24 protein-coding genes are annotated in these 25,679 nt (G+C 69.3%); 17 read left to right on the top strand and 7 right to left on the bottom strand.

The window, feature by feature from the left end; genetic code table 11:
• Positions 1-123 precede the first annotated feature (123 nt).
• The 3 genes from PGB34_RS10300 to PGB34_RS10290 are packed head-to-tail and all read left to right on the top strand — an operon-like array spanning position 124 to position 3,180.
• The gene (locus PGB34_RS10300) at positions 124-1,035 is read left to right on the top strand and encodes an ABC transporter permease (RefSeq protein WP_271427987.1); all 912 of its coding nucleotides are present in this window, start codon (positions 124-126) and stop codon (positions 1,033-1,035) included.
• A gap of 16 nt (positions 1,036-1,051) precedes the next feature.
• The gene (locus tag PGB34_RS10295; RefSeq protein WP_271427986.1) at positions 1,052-2,140 is read left to right on the top strand and encodes an ABC transporter ATP-binding protein; all 1,089 of its coding nucleotides are present in this window, start codon (positions 1,052-1,054) and stop codon (positions 2,138-2,140) included.
• Positions 2,137-3,180 carry an ABC transporter ATP-binding protein gene (locus tag PGB34_RS10290; protein WP_271427985.1) on the top strand — a complete coding sequence of 348 codons (1,044 nt, stop codon included), beginning with the start codon at positions 2,137-2,139 and terminating at the stop codon, positions 3,178-3,180. Before PGB34_RS10295 ends, PGB34_RS10290 begins: the two co-directional genes overlap by 4 nt.
• Positions 3,181-3,216: 36 nt before the next feature.
• Here PGB34_RS10290 and zwf read toward each other — a convergent pair whose 3' ends face one another.
• Positions 3,217-4,692, bottom strand: a complete 1,476-nt coding sequence (zwf, locus tag PGB34_RS10285) for a glucose-6-phosphate dehydrogenase (protein WP_271427984.1) — start codon at positions 4,690-4,692, stop codon at positions 3,217-3,219.
• Between the two features lie 133 nt (positions 4,693-4,825).
• On the opposite strand from zwf, the gene PGB34_RS10280 reads away from it, so the two are divergent.
• Positions 4,826-5,455: an HAD family hydrolase gene (locus PGB34_RS10280; RefSeq protein WP_271427983.1), complete on the top strand. Its 630-nt coding sequence runs from the start codon at positions 4,826-4,828 to the stop codon at positions 5,453-5,455.
• Positions 5,456-5,471: 16 nt separating this feature from the next.
• Here PGB34_RS10280 and PGB34_RS10275 read toward each other — a convergent pair whose 3' ends face one another.
• Positions 5,472-6,146, bottom strand: a complete 675-nt coding sequence (locus PGB34_RS10275) for a lipocalin family protein (protein WP_271427982.1) — start codon at positions 6,144-6,146, stop codon at positions 5,472-5,474.
• Between the two features lie 281 nt (positions 6,147-6,427).
• Here PGB34_RS10275 and tal point away from each other — a divergent pair, with 281 nt between their 5' ends.
• The 4 genes from tal (at position 6,428) to xylB (ending at position 11,218) form a co-directional block, all read left to right on the top strand.
• Positions 6,428-7,378: a transaldolase gene (gene tal / locus PGB34_RS10270; RefSeq protein WP_271427981.1), complete on the top strand. Its 951-nt coding sequence runs from the start codon at positions 6,428-6,430 to the stop codon at positions 7,376-7,378.
• A gap of 27 nt (positions 7,379-7,405) precedes the next feature.
• Positions 7,406-8,965 carry a glucose-6-phosphate isomerase gene (gene pgi / locus PGB34_RS10265; RefSeq protein WP_271427980.1) on the top strand — a complete coding sequence of 520 codons (1,560 nt, stop codon included), beginning with the start codon at positions 7,406-7,408 and terminating at the stop codon, positions 8,963-8,965.
• 94 nt (positions 8,966-9,059) lie between these two features.
• A complete protein-coding gene (locus PGB34_RS10260; RefSeq protein ID WP_271427979.1) occupies positions 9,060-9,392 on the top strand; it encodes a DUF805 domain-containing protein in 333 nt (110 codons plus the stop codon).
• Between the two features lie 356 nt (positions 9,393-9,748).
• On the top strand, positions 9,749-11,218 hold the full coding sequence (xylB, locus tag PGB34_RS10255; protein ID WP_271427978.1) for a xylulokinase: 1,470 nt from the start codon (positions 9,749-9,751) through the stop codon (positions 11,216-11,218).
• 12 nt (positions 11,219-11,230) lie between these two features.
• Here xylB and PGB34_RS10250 read toward each other — a convergent pair whose 3' ends face one another.
• Complete coding sequence (locus PGB34_RS10250; RefSeq protein WP_271427977.1) at positions 11,231-12,154, bottom strand: LysR family transcriptional regulator; 924 nt, start codon at positions 12,152-12,154, stop codon at positions 11,231-11,233.
• Between the two features lie 97 nt (positions 12,155-12,251).
• Here PGB34_RS10250 and PGB34_RS10245 point away from each other — a divergent pair, with 97 nt between their 5' ends.
• From PGB34_RS10245 to PGB34_RS10230, 4 genes are read left to right on the top strand one after another with little or no spacing between them, the layout of a single operon-like run.
• Positions 12,252-13,235, top strand: a complete 984-nt coding sequence (locus PGB34_RS10245) for a Bug family tripartite tricarboxylate transporter substrate binding protein (RefSeq protein ID WP_271427976.1) — start codon at positions 12,252-12,254, stop codon at positions 13,233-13,235.
• A 46-nt stretch (positions 13,236-13,281) separates the two neighbouring features.
• Positions 13,282-14,895 (top strand): gamma-glutamyltransferase family protein, encoded by a 1,614-nt coding sequence (locus PGB34_RS10240; RefSeq protein WP_271428258.1) that lies wholly within the window; start codon positions 13,282-13,284, stop codon positions 14,893-14,895.
• A 21-nt stretch (positions 14,896-14,916) separates the two neighbouring features.
• Positions 14,917-15,855 (top strand): DMT family transporter, encoded by a 939-nt coding sequence (locus PGB34_RS10235; protein WP_271427975.1) that lies wholly within the window; start codon positions 14,917-14,919, stop codon positions 15,853-15,855.
• A gap of 40 nt (positions 15,856-15,895) precedes the next feature.
• Positions 15,896-16,684 (top strand): SDR family oxidoreductase, encoded by a 789-nt coding sequence (locus PGB34_RS10230; RefSeq protein WP_271427974.1) that lies wholly within the window; start codon positions 15,896-15,898, stop codon positions 16,682-16,684.
• 31 nt (positions 16,685-16,715) lie between these two features.
• On the opposite strand, the gene PGB34_RS10225 is transcribed toward PGB34_RS10230, so the two are convergent.
• Complete coding sequence (locus PGB34_RS10225) at positions 16,716-17,630, bottom strand: DMT family transporter (RefSeq protein WP_271427973.1); 915 nt, start codon at positions 17,628-17,630, stop codon at positions 16,716-16,718.
• Between the two features lie 90 nt (positions 17,631-17,720).
• Here PGB34_RS10225 and PGB34_RS10220 point away from each other — a divergent pair, with 90 nt between their 5' ends.
• A complete protein-coding gene (locus PGB34_RS10220) occupies positions 17,721-18,710 on the top strand; it encodes a quinone oxidoreductase family protein (RefSeq protein ID WP_271427972.1) in 990 nt (329 codons plus the stop codon).
• A 4-nt stretch (positions 18,711-18,714) separates the two neighbouring features.
• Here PGB34_RS10220 and PGB34_RS10215 read toward each other — a convergent pair whose 3' ends face one another.
• Complete coding sequence (locus tag PGB34_RS10215; RefSeq protein WP_271427971.1) at positions 18,715-19,023, bottom strand: DciA family protein; 309 nt, start codon at positions 19,021-19,023, stop codon at positions 18,715-18,717.
• Positions 19,024-19,223: 200 nt separating this feature from the next.
• Between PGB34_RS10215 and secA the strand changes: the two genes are divergently transcribed.
• The 4 genes from secA to PGB34_RS10195 all read left to right on the top strand — a co-directional run bounded on the left by secA (position 19,224) and on the right by PGB34_RS10195 (position 24,677).
• Positions 19,224-21,989, top strand: a complete 2,766-nt coding sequence (gene secA, locus PGB34_RS10210; RefSeq protein WP_271427970.1) for a preprotein translocase subunit SecA — start codon at positions 19,224-19,226, stop codon at positions 21,987-21,989.
• 43 nt (positions 21,990-22,032) lie between these two features.
• The gene (argJ, locus tag PGB34_RS10205) at positions 22,033-23,262 is read left to right on the top strand and encodes a bifunctional glutamate N-acetyltransferase/amino-acid acetyltransferase ArgJ (RefSeq protein WP_271427969.1); all 1,230 of its coding nucleotides are present in this window, start codon (positions 22,033-22,035) and stop codon (positions 23,260-23,262) included.
• A gap of 84 nt (positions 23,263-23,346) precedes the next feature.
• A complete protein-coding gene (locus PGB34_RS10200) occupies positions 23,347-24,225 on the top strand; it encodes an ATP-binding protein (protein ID WP_271427968.1) in 879 nt (292 codons plus the stop codon).
• Entirely contained in the window at positions 24,222-24,677 is a 456-nt protein-coding gene (locus PGB34_RS10195) for an NUDIX domain-containing protein (RefSeq protein WP_271427967.1), read from the top strand. Before PGB34_RS10200 ends, PGB34_RS10195 begins: the two co-directional genes overlap by 4 nt.
• A 22-nt stretch (positions 24,678-24,699) precedes the next feature.
• Here PGB34_RS10195 and PGB34_RS10190 read toward each other — a convergent pair whose 3' ends face one another.
• Together PGB34_RS10190 and zapD are read right to left on the bottom strand one after the other, a co-directional pair.
• On the bottom strand, positions 24,700-24,921 hold the full coding sequence (locus tag PGB34_RS10190) for a DNA gyrase inhibitor YacG (RefSeq protein ID WP_271427966.1): 222 nt from the start codon (positions 24,919-24,921) through the stop codon (positions 24,700-24,702).
• The gene (gene zapD, locus PGB34_RS10185; RefSeq protein WP_271427965.1) at positions 24,918-25,673 is read right to left on the bottom strand and encodes a cell division protein ZapD; all 756 of its coding nucleotides are present in this window, start codon (positions 25,671-25,673) and stop codon (positions 24,918-24,920) included. The genes PGB34_RS10190 and zapD overlap by 4 nt, the downstream gene beginning before the upstream one ends.
• Positions 25,674-25,679 lie beyond the last annotated feature (6 nt).

The following is a 25,679-nucleotide window of genomic DNA, read 5'->3' as shown; positions in this document are numbered from 1 at the left end:
CTGACATGCCGCGCTCGCGCGCACCTTGAAACAGTTGAGCGTCATGCGTTGAGCGTTGGGCGGGGAGGCACGACGGGTGCCCCTCGCCGAACACCAAACGCCAGACGCCCGGTCTCCCCCACGATGAACAAAACAATCGCCCGCTGGCTCGACAGCGATGTCGGCTACAGCTTTCGCACCTCGCCCGTGGCCATCACGGCGGCGCTCATCGCGTTTGTGTGCATCTTCTGCTCGGTGTTCGCCAACTGGGTGGCGCCGCACAACCCCTTCGACCTCGCGTCGCTGGAACTGGGCGATGCGCGGCTGCCGCCCATGTGGTCGGAAGGCGGCACATCCAAGTACATCTTCGGCACCGACGACCAGGGGCGCGACATCTTCTCGGCGCTGATCTATGGCGCGCGCATCTCGCTGGTGGTGGGCGTGGTGTCGGTGCTGCTGTCGGTCTTCGTGGGCGTGCTGCTGGGGCTGCTGGCCGGCTTCGTCGGCGGCTGGCTCGATGCTTTTCTCATGCGCGTGTGCGACGTGATGCTGTCCTTCCCGCCCATCCTGGTGGCGCTGCTGATCGCCGGCGTGGGCCGCGCGCTCTTTCCCAACGCGCATGAATCGCTGGCCTTCGGCGTGCTGATCATCTCGATCTCGCTCACGGGCTGGGTGCAGTACGCGCGCACGGTGCGCGGCTCCACCATGGTGGAGCGCAACAAGGAGTACGTGCAGGCCGCGCGCGTGACGGGCGTGTCGCCCATGCGCATCATGCTGCGCCATGTGCTGCCCAACGTCACCGGCCCGGTGCTGGTGCTGGCCACCATCCAGGTGGCCACGGCCATCATCACCGAAGCCACGCTGTCCTTCCTGGGCGTGGGCGTGCCGCCCACGTCGCCTTCGCTGGGCACGCTGATCCGCGTTGGCAACGACTACCTGTTCTCCGGCGAATGGTGGATCACCGTCTTCCCGGGCGTGATGCTGGTGCTGATCGCGCTGAGCGTGAACCTGCTGGGCGACTGGCTGCGTGATGCGCTCAACCCCCGCCTGCGCTGAAGAGGGAGCCGCAAGCATGAGCCTTCTTCAAGTCAAGAACCTGGTCGTCGAGTTCCCGAACCGCCGCGGCACCTTGCGCGCGCTGGACGACATTTCCTTCGAGATTGCGCCGGGCGAGATCCTGGGCGTGGTGGGCGAGTCGGGCGCGGGCAAGTCGCTCACCGGCGCGGCCATCATCGGCCTGCTGGAGCCGCCGGGGCGCGTGGCCAGCGGCCAGATCCTGCTCGAGGGGCAGCGCATCGACAACCTGCCCTACGACAAGATGCGCCACATCCGCGGGCGCAAGATCGGCGCGATCTTCCAGGATCCGCTCACCTCGCTGAACCCGCTGTACACGGTGGGCCGGCAGCTCGTCGAGACCATCCGCACGCACCTGCCCGTGAGCGAAGCCGAAGCGCGCCAGCGCGCCATCGACCTGCTCAAGGACACCGGCATTCCCGCCGCCGAGCAGCGCATCGACCACTACCCGCACCAGTTCTCGGGCGGCATGCGCCAGCGCGTGGTGATCGCGCTGGCCCTGGCGGCCGAGCCCAAGCTGATCGTGGCCGACGAGCCGACCACGGCGCTCGATGTGTCGATCCAGGCGCAGATCATCCAGTTGCTCAAGAAGCTGTGCCGCGAGCGTGGCGCGGCGGTGATGCTGATCACGCACGACATGGGCGTGATCGCCGAGACCTGCGACCGTGTGGCCGTCATGTACGCTGGCCGCGTGGCCGAGATCGGGCCCGTGCACGAGGTCATCCACCAGCCCGCGCACCCCTACACGGGTGGCCTGATGGCCTCCATTCCCGAAATGGACAGCGACCGCGAGCGCCTGAACCAGATCGACGGCGCGATGCCGCGCCTGAACGCCATTCCCAAGGGCTGCGCCTACAACCCGCGCTGCCCGCGCGTGTTCGACCGCTGCCTGCACGAGCGGCCCGAACTCATCTACGCGGGCGTGACGCGCGCAGCCTGCTGGCTGCATGACGCGACCGACCCGCACCGCGGCCATGCGGCCTTGGTGCAGGCGCACGAGCGGCAACTGGCCCAGGGCGAGCGTGCCACCCCCGATGCGGCCCTGCCGCCCAGCAGCGCCCCAGCGGCAGGAGAGATCGCACGATGAGCGCAGCAGTGATGGCCAAAGGCCCGCAGCCTTCCGTGGCGGGCGCCGCCAAGCCCCTGGTGGTGGCCCACGACCTGGCCAAGACCTTCGACGTTTCCGCGCCCTGGCTCAACCGCGTGCTCGAGCGCAAGCCGCGCACGCTGCTGCATGCCGTCGACGGCGTGAGCTTCGAGATCGAGCGCGGCAAGACGCTGGCGCTGGTGGGCGAATCGGGCTGCGGCAAGAGCACCGTGGCGCGGCTGCTGGTGGGGCTGTACGAGCCCACGCGCGGCGGCATGCACTTCGACGGCCAGGACGCGCACGCTGCCTTCAAGACCAGCGACGGGCGCAAGCTGCGCAAGCGCATCCAGATGATCTTCCAGGACCCGTATGCGAGCCTGAACCCGCGCTGGATCGTGGAAGACATCATTGCCGAGCCCTTGCACGAGCATGGCATCTTGAGCGGCAAGGACGCCATCAAGGCCCGCGTGGGCGAGCTGCTGCAATCGGTGGGCCTGTCGCCGCTGGACATGGTCAAGTACCCGCACCAGTTCTCGGGCGGGCAGCGCCAGCGCATCTCCATCGCGCGCGCGCTGGCCACGGCGCCGGAGTTCCTGGTGTGCGACGAACCCACTTCCGCGCTGGACGTGAGCGTGCAGGCGCAGGTGCTCAACATCATGAAGGACCTGCAGCGCGAGCGCGGTCTGACCTACCTGTTCATCTCGCACAACCTCGCGGTGGTGCGCCATGTGAGCGACCAGGTGGGCGTGATGTACCTGGGCCGGCTGGTGGAGCTGGCCGACAAGGCCGAGCTGTTCGCGCGGCCGCGCCACCCCTACACGCGCATGCTGCTCGACGCGATCCCGCAGATGCATGCAACGGGCCGCGCGCGCACGCCGGTGCAGGGCGAGGTGCCCAATCCGCTGAACCCGCCCACGGGCTGCGCCTTTCATCCGCGTTGCCCGCATGCCAACGCGCGCTGCTCGGCCGAGCGGCCGGCGCTGCTGAACACGGGCGCTGCGCGCGTGGCCTGCCACGCGGTGGAGGAGGGCCGGATCTAGCCCCGCACCACGGGCGCCGCGGCAGCAGCAGGCGGCTTAATGCTCCTCGCTCCAGGCGTTGCCGTCGCGCGCGATCATGGCGCTCGACGCGCTCGGCCCCCAGGTGCCGGCTGCATAGGGCCGCGGGCCGTTGTCGGTCTGCCAGCTTTCCAGCAGCGGCTCGACCCAGCGCCAGGCCTCCTCCTGTTCGTCGCTGCGCACGAAGAGGTTGAGCCGGCCTTCGATCACGTCCAGCAGCAGGCGCTCGTAGGCGCCCACGCGCTCGCTGCCGAAACGCTGGTCGAAGTCCAGGTTCAGCTGCACCGGCGCCAGGGGCGCCATGCCGGCGCGCACGCCGCCCTGGGTGCTCACGCGCTGGCTCTGCGATTGCGCCACCAGGTGCAGCTCCAGCCCGTCCTTGGGCTGCAGGTTGATCACGAGCTTGTTCGCAAAGCCCGCCGGCGCGCGGAAGATCGCATGCGGCGTGGGGCGGAAGTTCACCTCGATGCGCGCATCGCGCGAGGCCAGGCGCTTGCCGGTGCGGATGTAGAAGGGCACGCCGGCCCAGCGCCAGTTCGCGATCTCGGCGCGCAGGGCGACGAAGGTTTCGGTGCGGCTGGCAGGGTCGATGCCGGGCTCATCCAGATAGCCGGCCACGCGCTCGCCGTAGGCCGTGCCGGCCACGTACTGGCCGCGCACCGCGTGCAGGCCCAGCGTCTCGGGCGTCCATGGCTTCAGGGCGCGCAGCACCTTGAGCTTTTCGTCGCGCAGCGCGTCGGCATGCGCGTTGATGGGCGGCTCCATGGCCACGGCGCACAGCAGCTGCAGCGCGTGGTTCTGCACCATGTCGCGCATGGCGCCGGTCTGGTCGTAGAAGCCGCCGCGCTTTTCCACGCCCACTTCCTCGGCGATGGTGATCTCGATGCTGGCGATGTATTCGCGCCGCCACAGCGGCTCGAAGAGCGCGTTGCCGAAGCGCATGGCAAAGAGGTTCTGTACCGAGGGCTTGCCCAGGTAGTGGTCGATGCGGAAGATCTGGCGCTCTTCCAGCACCTCGGCCACGGCATGGTTGATGGCGCGGTTGGAGGCCAGGTTGTGGCCCAGCGGCTTTTCCAGCACCAGGCGTGTCTTGGGGCCGTTCAGGCCGGCCGCCGCGATCTGCTGCACCGTCTGGGTGAACAGCGAAGGCGCCGTCGCCAGGTACATCACCAGGCTGTCGGCATCGCGCTGCTTCAGCATCTGGGCCAGCCGCTGGTAGTCCTGCGGCTGCGACAGGTCCATGGGCAGGTAGTGCAGCAGGGCCGCAAAGCGCTTGAACTCCTCGGGCGAGGGCCGCTTGGCGCCTTCGACGGCATTGAAGCGCGAACCGATCAGCTCGCGGTACTGGTCATCGGTCAGGTCGTCGCGGGCCACGCCGATGATGCGTCCGCCCTCGGGCAGGCTGCCATGGCGAAAGGCCTGGAACAGGGCCGGCATCAGCTTGCGCCAGGCGAGGTCACCGGTGCCACCGAACAGAACGAGATCAAAACTCATGAGGCGTAGGCTTTCTGGAAGGTCGGGCCGCGCGGGACCGCCCCGCCGCCGCCGGTCACTTTAACGGCAGTCGCGGGCTTTCCGGCAGCCCCGCGCCGGGGCACCCTGGCGTAACGCGGCAAAATCCCGGGTCATGAATGTGGTGTTCGATCTGGGAGCGGTGCTGATCGGCTGGGAGCCGGTTCGGCTGGTGCATGCGCATTTTGCGGACCGGCTGGCCGACGAAACCGCCGCGGCGCAGCTGGCGCGGGCCCTGTTCCAGCACGAGGACTGGCTCAGCTTCGATGCCGGGCTGCGCAGCCTCGACGACGTGGTCAGCCGCAGCGCGCAGCGCCTGGCGCTGCCCGAGCAGCAACTGGCCGAGCTGCTGGTGCCGCTGGGCGAGCGCTTCGAGCCCATCGCGCAGACCGAGGCACTGCTGCGCGAGCTGCATGCCCATCGGGCCCAGCGGCCCGCGCTGCGCCTGTTCTACCTCTCGAACATGCCGCAGCCCTATGCCCAGGCGCTGCTGCGGCGGCTGTCCTTCTTCGAGTGCTTCGACGGAGGGCTTTTCTCGGGCGATGTCAAGCGCATCAAGCCCGATGAAGAGATCTACCAGCTGCTGGCCTGGCAGTACCAGCTCGAGCCCGAGCGCACGCTGTTCATCGACGACACCGCGGCCAATGTGCAGATGGCACGCGTGCTGGGCTGGCGCGCCATCCATTGCACCGCGCCCGCGGCGCTGGCGCCGCAGGTCTGGCGGCACCTGGCCGAATGCGCCTGATCTGAATGAAGACGCGTCAGTTGCCGCTGGTGGGCACCGGCGCGCTGCGCACCACCTTGTCCACGTCGAAGCCCAGCGTGCGTGCGTACTCCAGCTCCGCCTGCAGCGCGCCTTCGCTCAGATGCGGCACGCGCGACAGCACCCACAGGTACTGGCGGTCGGGCGTGCCGACCAGCGCCACCTGGTATTCGCGGTCCAGCTTCAGCACCCAGTAGTCGCCCCACACCAGGGGCAGCCAGCCCAGCCATGCCGGCGCAAAGCGCACTTCCAGCCGGCCTGCGCCCGGCAGCCCGGGCACCGGCACCACGCGCGCTTCGCCCACGGCTTCCTCGATGCGGCCGTCCTCCTGCACGCAGCGATTGCGCACCTCGATGCGGCCGTTGGGCAGCGGCGTGTATTCGGCGCTCACATGGCCGGCGCACGATTTCTGGAAGCGGTTGGGCAGCCGCGCCTGCTCGTGCCACAGGCCGGCGTAACGCTTGAGGTCGATCGGCGCCACCACCTGCAGCGGCGCACGCATCAAGGGTGCGCCGTCGGCCGGGCCGGCGGGACGCGCGTGCGCCTTGCTGCTGTGCAGGGCCCACAAGGCGGCGGCGCTGCCCACGCAGAAGGCCAGGGCCAACGTGCCGATGCGGCGGCCGGTGGCGTCGTCGTCGAAACGGGTCGGAGGTGTGGACGGAGCTTGGGACATGCGGGGAATCTCCAGAAGCCGGGGGCCGGCCGTGCCGCGCGGGCGGGCAGGGCCGGGAATCGAAGAAGGCGCCCAGCGGCCAGGCGGGTGACCGGGGCGCTGCGGCAGATGAAAAAGGCCAGTCGCGGGCAGCTTAGGCGCACCCGCGTCCCTCGCGTGTCAGCCGGCGGCGCGCCCGGCCGTGCGCGGCGGGCCTGCGCCCCTGCCCGTGCAGCGCGCTTGCCGCCGCGGGGCTGGCGCAGGGGCGCCGGGGTGTCATCGGCGGGCTGGATAATGGCCCCATGAACCAACTCGACGCCCTCCGCCAATGGACCACCGTGGTCGCAGACACCGGTGATTTCCGCCAGCTCGCCCAGTTCAAGCCGCAGGATGCGACGACCAATCCGTCGCTGATCCTCAAGGCGGTGCAGAAGCCCGAGTACCGGCCGCTGCTGGACGAGGCGCTGGTCCGGCACAAGGGCAAGCCGATGGACGAGATCATCGACCGGCTGCTGGTGCGCTTCGGCTGCGAGATCCTGTCGGTGGTGCCGGGCCGCGTCTCCACCGAAGTCGACGCCCGCCTGAGCTTCGATACCGCCGCCACCGTGGCGCGGGCCGAGCGCATCGTGGCGCTGTACCGCGCCGAGGGCATCGATGTCGAGAAGCGCCTGCTGATCAAGATCGCCTCCACCTGGGAAGGCATCGAGGCCGCGCGCCAGCTCGAGGCCCAGGGCGTGCACACCAACCTCACGCTGCTGTTCTCCTTCGCCCAGGCCGTGGCCTGCGGTGCCGCCGGCGTGCAACTGATCTCGCCCTTCGTGGGCCGCATCTACGACTGGTACAAGAAGTCGGCCGGCGCGGCCTGGGACGAGGCGGCCAACGCCGGCGCCAATGACCCGGGCGTGAAGTCGGTGCGCCAGATCTTCAACTACTACAAGCGCCATGGCATTGCCACCGAGGTGATGGGTGCGAGCTTCCGCAACACGGGCCAGATCGCCGCGCTGGCCGGCTGCGACCTGCTGACCATCAGCCCCGACCTGCTGGCCGAACTGGCTGCCAGCGACGCGCCGCTGGCCCATGCGCTGGACGCGCAGGCCGCCCGCGCGCTGGACCTGCCCAAGGTGGAGCTGAACGAAGCGGCCTTCCGCTATGCGCACAACGAAGACGCCATGGCCACCGAGAAGCTGGCCGAAGGCATCCGCGCCTTCGCCGCTGACGCCGTGAAACTAGAGAAGCTCATGCAATCCATCTGAAATACACGAATGCCAGGGAGGGCAGTCATGACAAGGAAAGTGATTCGCTGCGATGCAACGGCGGCCTGGGCGGCCCTGCAGGAACATGAGGCACTTGTGGGCGAGGACTTCGACCTGCGCCAGGCCTTTGCGGACGACCCGGCCCGCGCCCAGACGCTGAGCCTGCAGGCGCCCCATGTCTTCGCCGATCTGTCGAAGAACCTGATCGACGCGCGCACGCAGGCGCTGCTGCTGGCGCTGGCCCGCGACTGCGAGTTCGAGGCACAGCGCGACGCCCTGTTCGCCGGCGAGGCCATCAACAACACCGAAGACCGCGCCGTCATGCACTGGCTGCTGCGCGCGCCGGCCAACGGTGCGGGCGCCTCGGCCCGGCCGGAAGCCGCCGACGTGCAGGCCACGCTGCAGGCCATGCTGGCCTATGCCGAGCGCGTGCGCGCCGACCACACGATCACCGACGTGGTCAACATCGGCATCGGCGGCTCCGACCTGGGGCCGCAGATGGCCGTGAAGGCGCTGGCCGCCCACGTGGCGCCGGGCAAGCATTTCCATTTCGTCTCCAACGTCGACGGGCACGAGCTGGACGCCGTGCTCAAGGGCCTCGCGCCCGAGCACACGCTGTTCCTGATCGCGTCCAAGACTTTCACCACGGCCGAGACCATGGCCAACGCCCATTCGGCGCGGCGCTGGTACCAGCAATCGGGCGGCACCGACGTGGCCGGCCATTTCGCGGCGCTGACCACCAACGTGGCGGCCGCGCGCGATTTCGGCATCGACACCACCTTCGGCTTCTGGGACTGGGTGGGCGGGCGCTACTCCATGTGGTCGGCCATCGGCCTGCCCATCGCGCTGGCCATCGGGGCCGAAGGCTTTCGCGCCTTCCTGGCCGGTGCGCACGCGATGGACGAGCATTTCCGCACCGAGCCGCTGGCGCGCAACCTGCCCGTGCAGCTCGGCCTGCTCGATGTCTGGTACCGCAACTTCAAGGGCTTCGGCAGCCGCAGCATCGCCCCTTACCACGCGCAACTGTCCCGGCTGCCAGCCTACCTGCAGCAGCTGGAGATGGAAAGCAACGGCAAGCGCGTGGACCGCGCGGGCCGGCCGCTGGCGGTGGACACCTCGCCCGTGCTGTGGGGCGAGCCGGGCACCAATGGCCAGCATGCCTATTTCCAGATGCTGCACCAGGGCAGCGATGTGGTGCCGCTGGAATTCATCGCCGTGCGCGAGGCCGAGCACACCCTGGACGGCCACCAGCCCAAGCTGCTGGCCAACGCGATTGCGCAGGCTCAGGCCCTGATGGTGGGCAAGGCCGACGAAGGCGGGCACAAGAACTTCCCAGGCAACCGCCCGAGCACCTTCTTCGTACTGGATCGGCTGACGCCCGAGACGCTGGGCGCCTTCATCGCGATGTACGAACACCGCGTGTTCACCAGCGGCGCGATCTGGGGCATCAACAGCTTCGACCAGTGGGGTGTGGAACTGGGCAAGGTGCTGGCCAGGGACATCGAGCCGCGGCTGGCCTCGGGCGACGTGGCCGGGCTGGACCCTTCCACGGCCGCGCTGGTGCAGCGCCTCGGCCACAAGGCCTAGGGCCTTCGCCGTCATACGCCCGCACCGCCTCGTCGATATGATGCGGTGCGGGATTTCCCCGAGGGCATACATCCACAAGAGAGGAGTTGTTCACATGGATTTCATGACGGCCGTCAAAACCTGCTTCGCCAAGTTCGCCGATTTCTCGGGTCGCGCCACGCGCTCCGAATACTGGTGGTTCGTGCTGGCCTACTTCGTCCTGGCCCTGGTGGGCAGCTTCATCCACCAGTACGTGTACTTCCTGGTGGTGCTGGTGTTCCTGGTGCCCATGATCTCTGCCGGCGTGCGCCGCCTGCATGACATCGGCAAGACCGGCTGGCTGCTGCTCATCGGCATCATTCCGCTGGTGGGCCTGGTGCTGATCTACTTCATGGTGCAGCCCAGCCAGGCCGAGGCCAACCAGTACGGTGCGCCGCCCGTGGCCTGAAGCCACGCCCGGTTCGCAGGCCGCCCACGGGCGGCCTTTTTTCTGGTTCATCGCCGGGCCGCCCCAAGATGAAAACGCCCCCTCGGGGGGCAGCGGACCTCGCGAAGCGGGGAGCGTGGGGGCAATTTTTCATCGCCGGGCCGCCCCAAGATGAAAAAGCCCCCTCGGGGGGCAGCGGACCTCGCGCAGCGGGGGAGCGTGGGGGCAATTTTTCATGGTGCAGCGAGGAGCCTGCGCGGCACGCACCTGAAGGTCTGCACTGGCGCCGCCCGGGCCGCTACATTGCGCTTTCCGACAACGAGGCCCAGCGCAACCGCCGTCCTGGCTGAAACCGCTGGCACACAGGACGCCGCCACATGTACCTGGGACTGGACCTTGGCACCTCCGAGCTGAAGGCGCTGCTGCTGGCCGATGACCACCGCATCGTCGGCACCGCCGGTGCCCGCCTGACGCTGAGCCGGCCGCAGCCGCTGTGGGCCGAGCAGGCACCCGCGCAATGGGCCCAGGCGCTCGAGGCGGTGATGGCGCAGATGCGCGCGCAGCACGCCCTGGCGCTGGCGCAGGTGCGCGCCCTGGGCCTGTCGGGCCAGATGCACGGCGCGGTGCTGCTCGACGCGGCCGACGAAGTCCTGCGCCCGGCCATCCTCTGGAACGACGGCCGCAGCGCGGCGCAATGCGCGCAGCTCACGCAGGCGATGCCGTCGCTGGCGCAGATCACCGGCAACCTGGCCATGCCCGGCTTCACGGCGCCCAAGCTGCTGTGGGTCAAGGCGCACGAGCCTGCGCTCTTCGCACGCACGGCGCGCGTGCTGCTGCCCAAGGACTGGCTGCGCCTGCTGCTGAGCGGCGAGGCCGTCAGCGAGATGTCCGACGCGGCCGGCACGCTTTGGCTGGACGTGGCGCGCCGCGACTGGTCGGACGCGATGCTGGCTGCCACCGGCCTCACGCGCGCGCACATGCCGCGGCTGGTGGAAGGCAGCGCCGTGTCGGCCTGGCTCAGGCCCGCGCTGGCGCAGCGATGGGGCGTGGGCACGGCGCATGGCCGGCCCGTGGCCATCGCCGGTGGTGGCGGCGACAACGCAGCCAGCGCCGTGGGCATGGGTGTGGTGCAGCCGGGCCAGGGCTTCGTGTCGCTGGGCACTTCGGGCGTGATCTTCATTGCCGGCGCGCGCTTCGAGCCCCGGCCGCAGCAGGCCGTGCATGCCTTCTGCCACGCGCTGCCGGGGCGCTGGCACCAGATGTCGGTGATGCTCTCTGCCGCCAGCGCCGTGCGCTGGGCCGCGCAGACCCTGGGCTTTGGCGACGAGGCCGCGCTGCTGGGCCAGGCCGCCACGCTGGACGCTGCCCAGCGGGAGCGGGCACCGCTGTTCCTGCCCTACCTGTCGGGCGAGCGCTCGCCGCACAACGACCCGCAGGCGCAGGGCGTGCTCTTCGGCCTCACGCAGGCGCATGGCGCAGCGCACATCGCCTATGCGGTGGTCGAAGGCGTGAGCCTGGGGCTGCGCGACGGGCTGGACACGCTGGCGCGGCCCGCCGACGCGCTGGCCCTGGTGGGCGGCGGCGCGCGCAGCGCCTGGTGGGCGCAACTGCTGGCCGACATCCTCGAAGTGCCGCTGACCCTGGCCGAGGGCGGCGAGGCCGGCGGTGCGCTGGGCGCCGCGCGCCTGGCCTGGCTGGCCGATGGCGGCGACGAGGCCGCGGTCTGCGCGCCGCCGCGCGTGCGCCAGCGCTTCGAGGCCCGAGACACCCGGGCAGGCCTGCATCGCGCAAGGCATGCGCGCTTCCAGGCGCTGTACGGCGCACTGCGCAGCCAGTTCGCGGGCTGAAGGCCGGGCGCTTCAGCGCAAGGCCGGGCGCGGCTTCAGCTGCTGGCGCGCGAGCGCCAGGAAGGCCATGGCGGCCGGGCTCAGCGGATGCTTGGCCAGGCGCACGGCCATCACGGGGTATTCGAGCACCGGCCGCGTCACGGCCAGCGCGCGCAGGTCCGGCGGCATCAGCACTTCCACATAGCGCGGCAGCAGCGCCACGCCGGCGCCGGCCTGGATCAGGCCGAAGGCGGTGGAGAGCATCGACACGTGGTGCGCCACCTGCGGGTACACGTTGGCCACGCTCGAGAGCTGGCGGCTCACCGCGCGCCAGACGTTGGCGTCGGGGTTCACGTGGATGAAGGGCAGGCCTTCCAGCAGCCGCGCCTCGATGCTGCTGCGTGTGGCCAGCGGGTGGTCGGCGCGCACGAACAGTGCCATGCGCTCGGTGAACAGGGGCTCGGTCGCCAGCTCCGAATGGGTCTGGCCGATGTCGGAGCCGAAGCCCAGATCGGCCTCCTGCGAGAGGATGCGCGAGATCATCTGCTCGGCCGTGCTGTCGAGCAGCGTGGTGGCCAGCCGCGGGTACTGGCGCGCGAAGCGGCCCAGCAGGGGCGGCATCAGCGCGCCCGCCGTCAGGTGCCCCACGGCCAGCACCACCCGGCCCTCGCGAAGCTGCGCCTGCGAGCGGCAGGCGTTCACCGATTCATCGATCAGCCGCAGCGCGCGCACCGCGGTGTCGACCATCATCTGCCCCGCGTCGGTCATGCGGATGCGGCGCCCGCGCACCACCAGGGGCTGGCCCAGGTCCTCCTCCATGCGCTTGATGAGGTGGCTGATGGCTGGCTGGGTCAGCTGCAGGCTCTCGGCCGCCAGCGTGAAGCTGCCGGTGCCTGCCACCGCGGCAAGGGCTCGCAACTGCTGCAGCGACAGGGTTTCGGTGGCAAGGCGTGCCATGAATTCACGTCATAGTTGAATAAGCGGGATTATCTGGTTTGATGCGGCTGCGGTGCGTAGCATCGGTGCCTGCCATCCGCGCCAGGGAATCCGCACCATGCAACGCCACCTGTTCCTCCAGGGCCTCGCGGCCATGTCCATCGCCCTGTGCCTGACGGCGCCGGGCGCCGCCCTCGCACAGGGCTACCCGGCCAAGCCGATCCGGCTGGTCGTGCCTTTCCCGGCGGCTGGCGCCACCGACCTGTTCGCGCGCACCCTGGGCCAGAAGATGGGCGAGCGGCTGGGTACCACGCTGGTGATCGACAACAAGCCCGGCGCCGGCGGCGCCATCGGTTCCGACATCGCGGCCAAGGCCGCACCCGACGGCTACACGCTGCTGCTGGCCACCACCAGCACCCATTCGATCGGCCCGGCCATCACGCCCCGGCTGCCCTACGACACGGTGCGCGACTTCACGCCCATCGCCCACGTGGGCGATGCGCCCAGCATCATGCTGGTGCCGGTCGATTCGCCCGCGAAGACGGTGCGTGAATGGATCGAGCATGCGAAGAAGAACCCCGGCAGGCTGAACTACGCCTCCAGCGGCAACGGCACCATCGTGCAGCTCACGGCCGAGCTGTTCAAGGCGCAGGCGGGCCTGTTCGTCACGCACATTCCGTACAAGGGCACGGCGCTCGCCGTTCCGGACCTGATCACCGGCAAGGTGGACGTGCTGTTCGACTCGCTGCCCACCGGCATGCCGCATGTGCGCGAGGGCCGGCTGCGCGCCCTGGGCGTGACCAGCCTCACGCGCAGCCCGCTGGCGCCCGAGCTGCCGCCCATCGCCGACACGCTGCCGGGCTACGAGTCCAACACCTGGTTCGGCTTCTACGGGCCGAAGGGCCTGCCGGCCGAGCTGGTGGCGCGCGTGAACAAGGCTGCCAACGAAGCGCTGGCCGACCCCGAGCTCAAGGACAAGCTGGCACGGCTGGGCATCGCCCCGGCTGCGGCAGGCACGCCCGAGCAGTTCGCGAAGATGGTGGCGGCCGACGCTGCCAAATGGAAGAAGATCGTGGTCGAGCGCAAGATCGCCAACGAATGAACGAGGCCGGCTCCGCGTCCTTCCCACCCTCCACGCCATGACCGCCATGAACTTCGATTTCAGCAATCCCTATCCTTCCACCCGCATCCCGGTCTTCGCGCGCAACGTGGTGTCGACCTCGCACCCGCTGGCCGCGCAGGCCGGCCTGCGCATCCTGCAGCAGGGGGGCAACGCGGTCGACGCCGCGGTGGCCACCGCCGCCGTGATGACGCTGGTCGAACCCGTGAGCAACGGTCTGGGCAGCGATGCCTTCTGCATCCTGTGGGACGGCCAGCAGCTGCACGGCCTCAATGCCTCGGGCCCCGCGCCCCGGGCCTGGACGCCCGAGTATTTCCGCGCCAAGTACGGCCCCGATGCCGTGGCCCCGCCGATGCGCGGCATCGACTCGGTCACCGTGCCCGGCGCGGTGCGCGGCTGGGTCGCGCTCAGCGATCGCTTCGGCAAGCTGCCCTTCGCCGACCTGATGGCGCCGGCCATTGACATCGCCGAACGCGGCTACCTGGTGCCGCCGGTGGTGCAGGGCAAGTGGCTTGCGGCCACGCCGCTGCTGCAGTCGCAGCCCGGCTTTGCCGAGGTCTTCCTGCCCTGGGGCCGCGCACCCGCGGTGGGCGAGCTGTTCCGCTTCGCTGCCGCCGCGCGCGCGCTCAAGGCCATCGCCCGCACCAGGGGCGAGGCCTACTACACGGGCGAGATCGCGCAGGCCATCGCCAGCTTCTCGAAGGAACACGGCGGCGCGCTCACCGTGGCCGACATGGCCGCCTACCAGCCCGAGTGGGTCACGCCCATCTCGCGCGACTACCGCGGCCACACGCTGCACGAGATCCCGCCCAACGGCCAGGGCATCGCCGCGCTGATCGCGCTGGGCATCCTCGAGAAGTTCGACATCGCCGCGCTGCCGGCCGATTCGGCCGAATCGCAGCACCTGCAGATCGAGGCCATGAAGCTGGCCTTCGCCGACGTCTACCGCCATGTGTCGGAGCGCGGCACGATGGAAGTGACGACCGAGCAGATGCTGGACGACGCCTACCTGGCCTCGCGCGCGCGCCTGATCGAGCGCAACAGGGCACAAGACTTCCAGGCCGGCAACCCCGTCAAGGGCGGCACCATCTACCTCACCGCGGCCGACGAGAGCGGCATGATGGTGAGCTTCATCCAGAGCAACTACATGGGCTTCGGCTCGGGCTGCGTGGAGCCTTCCTTCGGCATCAGCCTGCAGAACCGCGGCCACGGCTTCAGCCTGAAGGCCGGCAGCCCCAACATCGTGGCGCCGGGTAAGCGCCCCTTCCACACCATCATCCCGGCCTTCCTGACGAAGGACGGCCAACCGGTGATGAGCTTCGGCGTGATGGGCGGCAACATGCAGCCGCAGGGCCACATGCAGACCCTGGTGCGCATGCTCGACCACGGCCACAACCCGCAGGCCGCCTGCGACGCGCCGCGCTGGCGCTTCAATGCGGGCCTGGAGCTCAACGTCGAGGCCACGATGGACCCCGCCACGGTGCAGGGCCTGCGCGAGCGCGGCCACAAGCTCGAGGTGATCAACGATTCCTACCAGGACTTCGGCGCCGGCCAGTTCATCTGGCGCATGGGCGAGCCGTCGGTCGAGGGCTATCTGGCTGCCAGCGACCCGCGCCGTGACGGCCTGGCAGCAGGGTATTGAAGATCACGCGATGATCGGGGGATGACCCAGACGGCCGAGACCCCCGGCAGCTTCCCTTCGTCCGGCCCGCCGCGATCCGCGGCCGTCGGCCTGGCCTTCGCCTTCATCGGCGCCATTGCCTTCAGCGGCAAGGCCATCATCATCAAGCTGGCCTATCGCCACCAGGTCGATGCGGTGACGCTGATCATGCTGCGCATGCTCTTTGCGCTGCCGCTGTTCCTGGCCATGGCCTGGTGGTCCGGGCGCGGCAAGCCGGCGCTCACGCGCAGGGACTGGCTGGGCGTGCTGGGTTTGGGCTTTTCGGGCTACTACCTCGCCAGCTTCCTGGACTTCGCCGGGCTGGCCTACATCACGGCCAGCCTGGAGCGGCTGATCCTCTATCTCAACCCCACGCTGGTGATGCTCTTCGGCTGGCTGGCCTGGCGCCAGCGCATCACGCTGCGGCAGATGGCCGGCATGGCCATCAGCTATGCGGGGGTGCTGCTGGTCTTCGGCCACGAGGTGCAGGTGGGCACGGCCGGCGCCACGGCCTGGGGCGCGCTGCTGGTCTTCCTGAGCGCGGTGAGCTACGCCATCTACCTGGTGTGGAGCGGCGAATTCGTGCGCCGCCTGGGTTCGCTGCGGCTGGTGGGCCTGGCCACCAGCGTGGCCTGCGTGCTGTGCATCGCGCAGTTCCTGCTGCTCAACCCGCTGGACGCGGCCTTTGCCCTCGCGCCCGAGGTGATCTGGCTGTCGGTGCTCAACGCCACGCTGTGCACGGCCGTGCCGGTGCTGCTTGTGATGATGGCCGTCGAGCGCATCGGCGCCGCGGCCACGGCCCAGACCGGCATGATCGGCCCGCTGTCCACCATCCTCATGGGCGTGGTGCTGCTGGGCGAGCCCTTCACACTCTGGACGGCGGCCGGCACGGCGCTGGTGCTGGCCGGCATCTATGTCTTCACACGCCGCGGCGCAGGCTGAGCCGCGCGTTCTTTTCACTTTCCCATACAGGAGCAAATCGATGGATCTGGGTATCGCAGGCAGGACCGCACTGGTGTGCGGCGCCAGCAAGGGGCTGGGCTACGGCAGCGCGTTGGCGCTGGTCAAGGAAGGCGTGAACGTGGTCATCGTCGCGCGCGGCGCCGAAGCGCTGCAGGACGCGGCCGCGAAGCTGGAGGCCGCCCGCAGCGGCGAGGCCTTCGTGAAGGCCGTGGCCGCCGACATCACCACCGAGGAAGGCCGCGCGGCCGTCTTCGCCGTTCACAAGGACTACGACATCGTGGTCACCAACGCGGGCGGCCCGCCGCCCGGCGACTTCCGCGAGTGGGACCGCGAAGCCTGGATCAAGGCCGTGGACGCCAACATGCTCACGCCCATCGAACTGATCAAGGCCACGGTGGACGGCATGGCGGCGCGCGGCTTCGGCCGCATCGTCAACATCACCAGCAGCGCGGTGAAGGCGCCCATCGACATCCTGGGCCTGTCCAACGGCGCGCGCAGCGGCCTGACCGGCTTCGTGGCCGGCCTGGCCCGCAGCGGCCTGGCGGCACAGGGCGTCACGCTCAACAACCTGCTGCCCGGCGCTTTCGACACCGACCGGCTGCGCAACACCGCGGTGGGCGCGTCCAAGAAGACCGGCCAGAGCGTGGACGCCATCCAGGATGCGCGCAGAAAGACCATCCCCGCGCGCCGCTTCGGCACGGCCGAGGAGTTCGGCGCGATCTGCGCCTTCCTGTGCAGCGTGCATGCCGGCTACATGACGGGGCAGAACGTGCTGGCCGACGGCGGGGCCTATCCGGGCACCTATTGAGCGCCGCTGCGCCGCGGCGGGGCGGACGCGCTCAGCGCCGCGACGACACCACGATGCCGCCCACGATCAGCGCAAAGGCCAGCGCGTGATAGGGCTGCGGCGCTTCTCCCAGGAACAGGGCTGAGAGCAGCGCCGCGAACAGCGGCGTGAGGTTGAGGAAGAAGGCGGCGTTGTTCGGCCCTGCGCGCTGCACGCCTTCGCCCCAGCAGCGAAAGGCCAGCAGCGCCGGGCCGAGCACGATGAAGGCCAGCGCCGCAGCGAGCGGCCAGCTCCAGACGAAGCGCGCGGGCGTCAGCAGCCATTCGCCGGCCGAGAACAGGGCCGACCAGGCCGTGCCGAACACCAGTTGCGCCATCAGGAAGGCGGCCCAGTCGCGGCGCACCGAAGCGGGCTCGTGCGTGCGCGTGAGCAGCCAGCTGTAGAAGGCCCAGGCGATGGTGGCCAGCATCATGTAGAGATCGCCGGGCAGCAGGTGCAGATCGGCCAGCACCTGCCACTGGCCGCGGCTCAGCACCACGGCCACGCCTGCCATCGACAGCAGGGCGCCCGCCAGCGCCTGCCGTGTGATGCGCTGGCCGAAGAACAGCGCGCCGGTGCCCATCATCCACAGCGGCATGCTGGCGCCCACCAGCGTCACGTTCATGGGTGTGGAGGTCTGCAGCGCCAGGTACTGCAGCGCGTTGTAGCAGCCGATGCCCAGCAGGCCCAGCCAGGCATAGCGGCGCCAGTGCGGCCAAAGCGGGCTGCCTCTGCGCAGCACCGCCAGGGCCAGCGGCGCCAGCAGCAGCAGCGCCAGCAGCCAGCGCACGAAGTTCAGCGTCATCGGCGAAGCCATCTCGCGCAGCAGGCGCCCCACCACCGCATTGCCGGCCCACAGCGCAGGCGGGACGGTGAGCAGGAGGGCAGTGCGTAAGTCGAGGCCTGCTGGCCGCGCGAGGGCTGTCATGGCCGGCACTGTAGTGCCAAGCCCCCGCGCCTGCGCCCGCGGGGGCATTCGTGGCAGGATGGCGCCCTTCCAATCGAGGACGCATTTGCCATGAGCCACACCAGCCGCGCCATCCGCATCGACCGCCCCGGCGGCCCCGAGGAACTGAAGATCGTCGAGGTCGAAGTGGGCGAGCCCGGCCCGGGCCAGATCCGCATCCGCCACCATGCGGTGGGCCTGAACTTCATCGACACCTATCAGCGCAGCGGCCTGTACGCCCTGGCCATGCCGCTGCAGCTGGGCATGGAAGCGGCCGGCGTGGTGGAGGCCGTGGGCGAGGGCGTGACGCACCTGAAGGTGGGCGATCGCGCCGCCTATGCCAGCCAGCCGCCTGGCGCGTACTGCGAGCTGCGCGTGATGCCGGCCACCTGCGTGTGCAAGCTGCCCGACACGATCTCCTTCGAGACCGGCGCGGCCATGATGCTCAAGGGCCTCACCGCGCAATACCTGCTGAAGAAGACGCTGCCGGCCGAGGGGCTGCAGCCGGGCGACTTCGTGCTCTTCCACGCGGCGGCCGGCGGCGTGGGCCTGATCGCCTGCCAGTGGGCCAGGGCGCTGGGCCTGCAGCTGATCGGCACCGCAGGCTCGGACGCCAAGTGCCAGCTCGCGCTTGAGCACGGCGCCGCGCACGCCATCAACTACAGCACCGAGGATTTCGCCGCGCGCGTGAAGGAGATCACAGGCGGCAAGGGCGTGAAGGTGGTCTACGACTCGGTGGGCAAGGACACCTTCGAGGGGTCGCTGGCCAGCCTGCGTCCCTTCGGTCTCCTGGCCAGCTTCGGCAACGGCTCCGGCCCGGTGCCACCCTTCAACACGGCGCTGCTGGCCAAGGGCTCGTACTACCTCACCCGGCCCACGCTGTTCACCCACATCGCCACGCGCGAAAGCACCCAGGCCATGGCCGACGACCTGTTTGATGTGGTCGGCAGCGGCGCGGTGAAGATCCCGATCGCCCAGCGCTACGCGCTGGCCGACGTGCAGCAGGCCCACCGCGACCTGGAAGCGCGCAAGACCACGGGTTGCACGGTGCTGACGCTCTGAGCGTTCAACGCTGCTGCGACCGGAGCTTGATGCGGATGCCTTTGGTTTCCCACCCCTGCACGCGCAGCCGCGCCAGCAGCATGGGCACCATCTGGCGCAGCTTGGCGGCCACGGCATTGCCCTCGACCAGCAGGCACCACTCGCCGTTTTCCACCGGCCCGGCCGTCACTGCGGCGCGCAGCCCCGGCGGCAGCAGCGGGGCGATGGCCTGCAGCCGGGCCTGGGCCTCGCGCGCACGCGCCATCAGCCCTGCCAGCGTGGGGGATTCCTCGCTGGCCTGCAGCAGGGTGAAGGCCTGGGAGCGGCGCGTCATGGGGTGTCTGACCTGAAAACTTAGATGTCTAAAATGCCCCATTTGCCAGCTTCCGCTGGCGGGGCTGGCGCCCAAACGGTCCGGACGCTCTTGCATTCGGCACCGTGCGGGCCCATCTCATCCACCCTATCTTAGGCTTTTCGACCGGTCTGCCTGCCTGTCCGACATGACGCGGGCCGGGCCTGCGCGAACTCCAATTCATGGCCACCACCTTCCTGACGCGCCTGTTCGGCAGCCGCAACGACCGACTTCTCAAGCAGTACCGCAAGACCGTCGAGCGCATCAATTCGCTGGAGCCGCAGCTCGAGAAGCTGGACGACGAGGCCCTGCGCGCCAAGACCCAGGAATTCCGCAGCCGGCTGGCTGCCGGCGAGACCCTGGACCAACTGCTGCCCGAAGCCTTTGCCGTGGTGCGCGAAGCCTCCAAGCGCGTGATGAAGATGCGCCACTTCGACGTGCAGATGCTCGGCGGCATGGCCCTGCACTACGGCAAGATCGCCGAAATGCGCACCGGCGAAGGCAAGACGCTGACCGGCACGCTGCCCGTGTACCTCAATGCGCTGTCGGGGCAGGGGGTGCACGTGGTCACGGTGAACGACTACCTGGCCAACCGCGACGCGACGTGGATGGGCCGCCTGTACAACTTCCTGGGGCTGTCGGTGGGCATCAACCTGCCCAACATGCCGCGCGAGGAAAAGCAGCAGGCCTACGGCAGCGACATCACCTACGGCACCAACAACGAATACGGCTTCGACTACCTGCGCGACAACATGGTCTACGAGACCGCTGACCGTGTGCAGCGGGGCCTGAACTTCGCCATCGTCGACGAGGTGGACTCGATCCTGATCGACGAGGCGCGTACGCCGCTGATCATCAGCGGCCAGGCCGAAGACCACACCGACCTGTACCTGGCCATCAACAAGGTGGTGCCGCTGCTTTCGCGCCAGGAAGGCGAGGCCGATCCGCGCACGGGCGAGGGCGTGACCAAGCCCGGCGACTTCACCGTGGACGAGAAGACGCACCAGGTCTACCTGACCGAAGACGGCCACGAGAAGGCCGAGCGCCTGCTCTCGGAGTTCAAGCTGCTGCCCGACGGCGCGTCGCTGTACGACCCGGCCAACATCACGCTGATGCACCACCTGAACGCGGGACTGCGCGCGCGTCACCTCTACCACCGCGACCAGCACTACGTGGTGCAGAACGGCGAGGTGGTGATCGTGGACGAGTTCACGGGCCGCCTGATGAGCGGCCGCCGCTGGAGCGACGGCCTGCACCAGGCCGTCGAAGCCAAGGAAGGCGTGCAGATCCAGGCCGAGAACCAGACGCTGGCCTCGATCACCTTCCAGAACTACTTCCGCCTCTACAACAAGCTGGCTGGCATGACCGGCACGGCCGACACCGAGGCCTTCGAGTTCCAGTCCATCTACGGCCTGGAGACCGTGCTGATCCCGCCGAACCGGCCGAACCGGCGCGAAGACCAGCTGGACCGCGTCTACAAGACCACCCAGGAAAAGTACAACGCGGCCATCGAGGACATCCGCGAGTGCCACGAGCGCGGCCAGCCCGTGCTGGTGGGCACCTCGTCGATCGAGAACTCCGAGATCATCGACGGCCTGCTGACCCAGGCCGGGCTGCCGCACCAGGTGCTCAACGCCAAGCAGCATGCGCGCGAGGCGGACATCGTGGCGCAGGCCGGCCGGCCCAAGATGATCACCATCGCGACCAACATGGCCGGCCGCGGCACCGACATCGTGCTGGGCGGCAACCTCGAGAAGATGATCGAGGCGGCCGAGGCCGAAGGCGCCGCGGACGAGGACCGCCTTGCGCAGCTGCGCGCCAACTGGCAGAAGGACCACGAGCTTGTGACCTCGCTGGGCGGCCTGCGCATCATCGCCACCGAGCGCCATGAGTCGCGCCGCATCGACAACCAGCTGCGCGGCCGTTCGGGCCGCCAGGGCGACCCGGGCTCCTCGCGCTTCTACCTGAGCCTGGACGATCCGCTGATGCGCATCTTCGCGGGTGACCGCGTGCGCGCCATCATGGACCGCCTGAAGATGCCCGAGGGCGAGGCGATCGAGGCCGGCATCGTCACGCGCAGCATCGAAAGCGCGCAGCGCAAGGTGGAAGCGCGCAACTTCGACGTGCGCAAGCAGCTGCTGGAGTACGACGACGTCGCCAACGACCAGCGCAAGGTGATCTACCAGCAGCGCAACGACATCCTCGACGCAGCCGAGCTGCAGGCGCAGATCACGGGCCTGCGCGAAGGCTGCTTCACCGACCTGGTGCGCCAGTACGTGCCCGCCGAATCGGTGGAAGAGCAGTGGGACCTGCCGGGTCTGGAGAAGGTGCTGTCCACCGACTGGGGCATCGAGCTGCCGCTGGTGCAGCAGGTCGAGGCCGCCACCGCGATGTCCGACGAGGACATCGTGGAGAAGGTGGTGGCTGCGGCCAACGAGATCTACGCCGCCAAGGTCAACCTGGTGGGCGCCGAGCACTTCACGCAGTTCGAGCGCATGGTGCTGCTGCAGAGCCTGGATTCGCACTGGCGTGAGCACCTGGCCGCGCTGGACTACCTGCGCCAGGGCATCCACCTGCGCGGCTACGCGCAAAAGCAGCCCAAGCAGGAGTACAAGCGCGAGGCTTTCGAGCTTTTCGGTCAGCTGCTGGACTCGGTCAAGAACGAAGTCACGCGCCAGCTCATGAACGTGCGCGTGCAGTCCGGCGAGCAGCTGGAGCAGGCCGCCGGCGACATGGAAAGCCGCGGCGAGAACATCGCCAACATCACCTACACCGCACCCACCGAGACCGGCGAGGCCGAAGTGCGGCTGGACGAGGAAAGCGCGCGCCGTGCGCAGGCTTCGGGCCTGTCGGCCGGGGCAGCCGCCTTCGCGCATGTGAGCCGCAACGACCCCTGCCCCTGCGGCAGCGGCAAGAAGTACAAGCACTGCCACGGCAAGCTCAGCTGAGCTGCAGCGCCTTCCTTTCTCTTTCTCATCTCGCAGCACCGCCATGCCCGTCAACTTCACCGCCTCCGACCCCTCCAGCCTGCGGCCCGTGGCCGGCCTGCGCATCGGCGTGGCCGAGGCGGGCGTGCGCAAGGCCAACCGCAAGGACCTCACCGTGGTGCTGCTGGACGAAGGCGCTGCGGTGGCCGGCGTGTTCACGCAGAACCGCTTCTGCGCGGCGCCGGTGCAGATCTGCCGCCAGCACCTGGCGGCCGGCCATGACATCCGCGCGATCCTGGTCAACACCGGCAATGCCAATGCCGGCACGGGCGACGACGGCCTGGCGCGCGCGCAGGCCACCTGCGTGGCGCTGGCCCAGCACCTGGACGTGGCGCCCGAGCAGATCCTGCCCTTTTCCACGGGCGTGATCATGGAGCCGCTGCCCAGCGAGCGCATCATCGCGGGCCTGCCCGCGGCGCTGGCCGACGCCAAGCCCGAGAACTGGGCCCGCGCTGCCGAAGGCATCATGACCACGGACACCGTGCCCAAGGCCTTCAGCACGCAGGTCACGCTGTCGGGCGTGCCCGTGGCCATCACCGGCATCAGCAAGGGGGCAGGCATGATCCGCCCCAACATGGCGACCATGCTGGGCTACCTGGCCACCGACGCGAAGATCGCGCCGGCGCTGATGCAGCAGCTGGCCAAGGACCTCGCCGACGGCTCCTTCAACCGCGTGACCATCGACGGCGACACTTCGACCAACGACTCCTTCGTCGTGATCGCAACGCAGAAGGCTGCGCACCCGGTCGTCGAATCCTGGGACACGCCCGATGGTCGCGCGCTCAAGGCCGGCCTGCTCGAAGTGGCGCAGAAGCTGGCCCAGGCCATCGTGCGCGACGGCGAGGGTGCCACCAAGTTCATCACCATCCGCGTCGAGGGCGGCAAGACGGCCGAGGAATGCCGGCTCGCGGCCTATGCCATCGCGCATTCGCCGCTGGTCAAGACGGCCTTCTTCGCCAGCGACCCGAACCTGGGCCGCATCCTGGCGGCCGTGGGCTATGCGGGCATCACCGACCTGGACCAGACGAAGATCGAGCTGTACCTGGACGACGTGCACGTGGTCACGCGTGGCGGCCGCCGTGCCGAGTACCGCGAGGAAGACGGCCAGCGCGTGATGAAGCAAAGCGAGATCACGATCCGCGTGGGCCTGGGCCGCGGCGAGGCCGTGGACACGGTCTGGACCTGCGACCTGAGCCACGACTACGTCAGCATCAACGCCGACTACCGATCCTGATCCGCGGCCCGTGCGGCCCGGCGGGTCCCGTGTGCGCTGCCGCAAGAGGGCGGCCTGCGCCCAGAGACATGAAGCATCGAGAAGATGAACGACAAGTTCGAACGACTCATCGAGCGCGCCGAGGCGCTGATCCAACGCATTGAATCCGTGCTGCCGCAGCCGCTGGCGGCGCCGGCCGACTGGAGCGCCTCCATCGCCTGGCGCTACCGCCGCCGCAGCTCGGGGCACGGCACCCTGGAGCCCGTGCGCCATGTGGCGCAGATGTCGCTGGACTCGCTCAAGGAAATCGAGGTCCAGAAGGAAAAGATCGAGCGCAACACGCGCCAGTTCATTGAAGGCAAGCCCGCCAACAACGTGCTGCTCACGGGCGCGCGCGGCACGGGCAAATCCTCGCTGGTGCGCGCCTGCCTGCATGCCTTTGCCGACCAGGGCCTGCGCCTGATCGAGGTGGACAAGGCCGATCTCACGGATCTGCCGGACATCGTGGAAGTGGTCGCGGGCCGGCCCGAGAAGTTCATCATCTTCAGCGACGACCTGAGCTTCGACGAAGGCGAGCCCGGCTACAAGGCGCTCAAGTCCATCCTCGACGGCTCGGTGGCAGCCTCCACGCCCAACGTGCTGATCTACGCCACCAGCAACCGACGCCACCTGCTGCCCGAGTACATGAAGGACAACCTCACGTACACGCACACCGAGGACGGCGAGGTGCATCCGGGCGAAGTGATCGAAGAGAAGATCTCGCTGTCGGAGCGCTTTGGCCTGTGGGTGAGCTTCTATCCTTTCAGCCAGGACGAGTACCTGACGATCGTGGGCCAGTGGCTGGCTTCCTTCGGCATGGACGAGAAGGCCATCGAGGCCGCGCGGCCCGAGGCCCTGGTGTGGGCGCTGGAGCGCGGCTCGCGCAGCGGCCGCGTGGCCTACCAGTTCGCCCGCGATTACGCCGGGCGGGGTGCCGCGGCATGAGCAGCAGCACCACCCCCACAGACCGCAAGCACACGGAGGTGGCCGTCGGCATCCTCATCGATGCGCAAGGCCGGCTGTTGCTGAGCACGCGGCCCGAAGGCAAGCCCTATGCAGGCTTTTGGGAGTTCCCGGGCGGCAAGATCGAAGCCGGCGAGTCGGTCGAGCAGGCGCTGCGCCGTGAGCTGCACGAAGAGCTGGGCATCACCATCGCGGCGGCCCAGGTCTGGCGCGTGACCGAGCACGACTACCCGCATGCGCTGGTGCGCCTGCACTGGTGCAAGGTCTTCGACTGGCAGGGCGAATTCGAAATGCGCGAAGGCCAGGCCATGCGCTGGCAGCAGCTGCCGCTGGATGTGGCGCCCGTGTTGCCGGGCGCGGTGCCGGTGCTGCAGTGGATGGCGCAGGAGCGGGGCCTGGACCCGAGCGCCGCCCAGGCGCGGACGACGGCCTGATGAGCGCCGGCGCTGCAGGCAATTACTGCAGCGGCCTGAGCTTGGGATCGCCGAAGGGTTCGTCTTCAGGCGGTGCTTCGGCCGGCACCCGGAATTCCTCGCTGGCCCAGGCGCCCAGGTCCATGCCCTTGCAGCGCGCGCTGCAAAAGGGCCGGAAGGGATTGCTCGGCGCATAGACGCTGGGCTGCCCGCAGCTGGGGCAGGGCACCGTCCGCTCGGCAGAGGCCTTCTTGCCCGGCTTCATGCGCACAGCGTGAGTTCGAAGGCCGCGTCCTCGTGGCTGGGCTGCAGCCGGCCTTCGGCGTCTTCGCGCATCAGCCGCACCGACACCATCAGCCGGTTGCCGCTGATCTCGGGCACCAGGCCGCTCTTGGGGTCGATGCGCAGGCGCAGCAACTGGAAGCTGCGGCCCTGCGGCAGCGTCTGCTGGAACTGGCCGTTGGGCGCCACCACGCGGTAGGGCACGTCGGTGTCGCGCAGCAGTTGCAGCAGCAGCACCACGCCTTCGGCCAGCGGGGCGAGCGTGCCCACCCAGCGCTCCAGGTCCTGGCGGCGCCGCTGCACCGGGTGGTGCTGCCAGGCGTAGTAGGCCGGCAGGTCGAAGCCGCAGGTGCCGGCCGGAATGCCGGCGCGGCTGCGGATGGCCATGAGCCATTCGTTGTCCGTCAGCGCCAGGCCGGCCTTGCCCGTCATGGCATTGAGGCTGGCGAAGGCCTTCTCCAGCCGCGCGATGATCTGTTCCAGCGCGGCTTCCTGGATCGCAGGATTGCCGCGATAGCTGACCAGCGTGGCCTTGTGCTTGTCCAGGTCGCGCAGCACATCGGCCTTGAGGTCCGCGCGTGCGGCCACGTCCATGATCTCGAACAGGGTCACCAGCGCGTAGTGGTGGGAGAGGGCCGAATCGCTGGTGATCAGCTCGCCCAGGCGCTGGAGCAGATGTTCCAGCCGCAGGTAGGTCCGGATGCGCTCGTTGAAGGGATATTCGTAGAGGATCACGTCACT

The sequence above is a fragment of the Xenophilus arseniciresistens genome (assembly GCF_028023875.1).
Lineage (GTDB): Bacteria > Pseudomonadota > Gammaproteobacteria > Burkholderiales > Burkholderiaceae_C > Xenophilus > Xenophilus arseniciresistens.
This window is presented reverse-complemented; position numbering and strand designations above follow the sequence as displayed.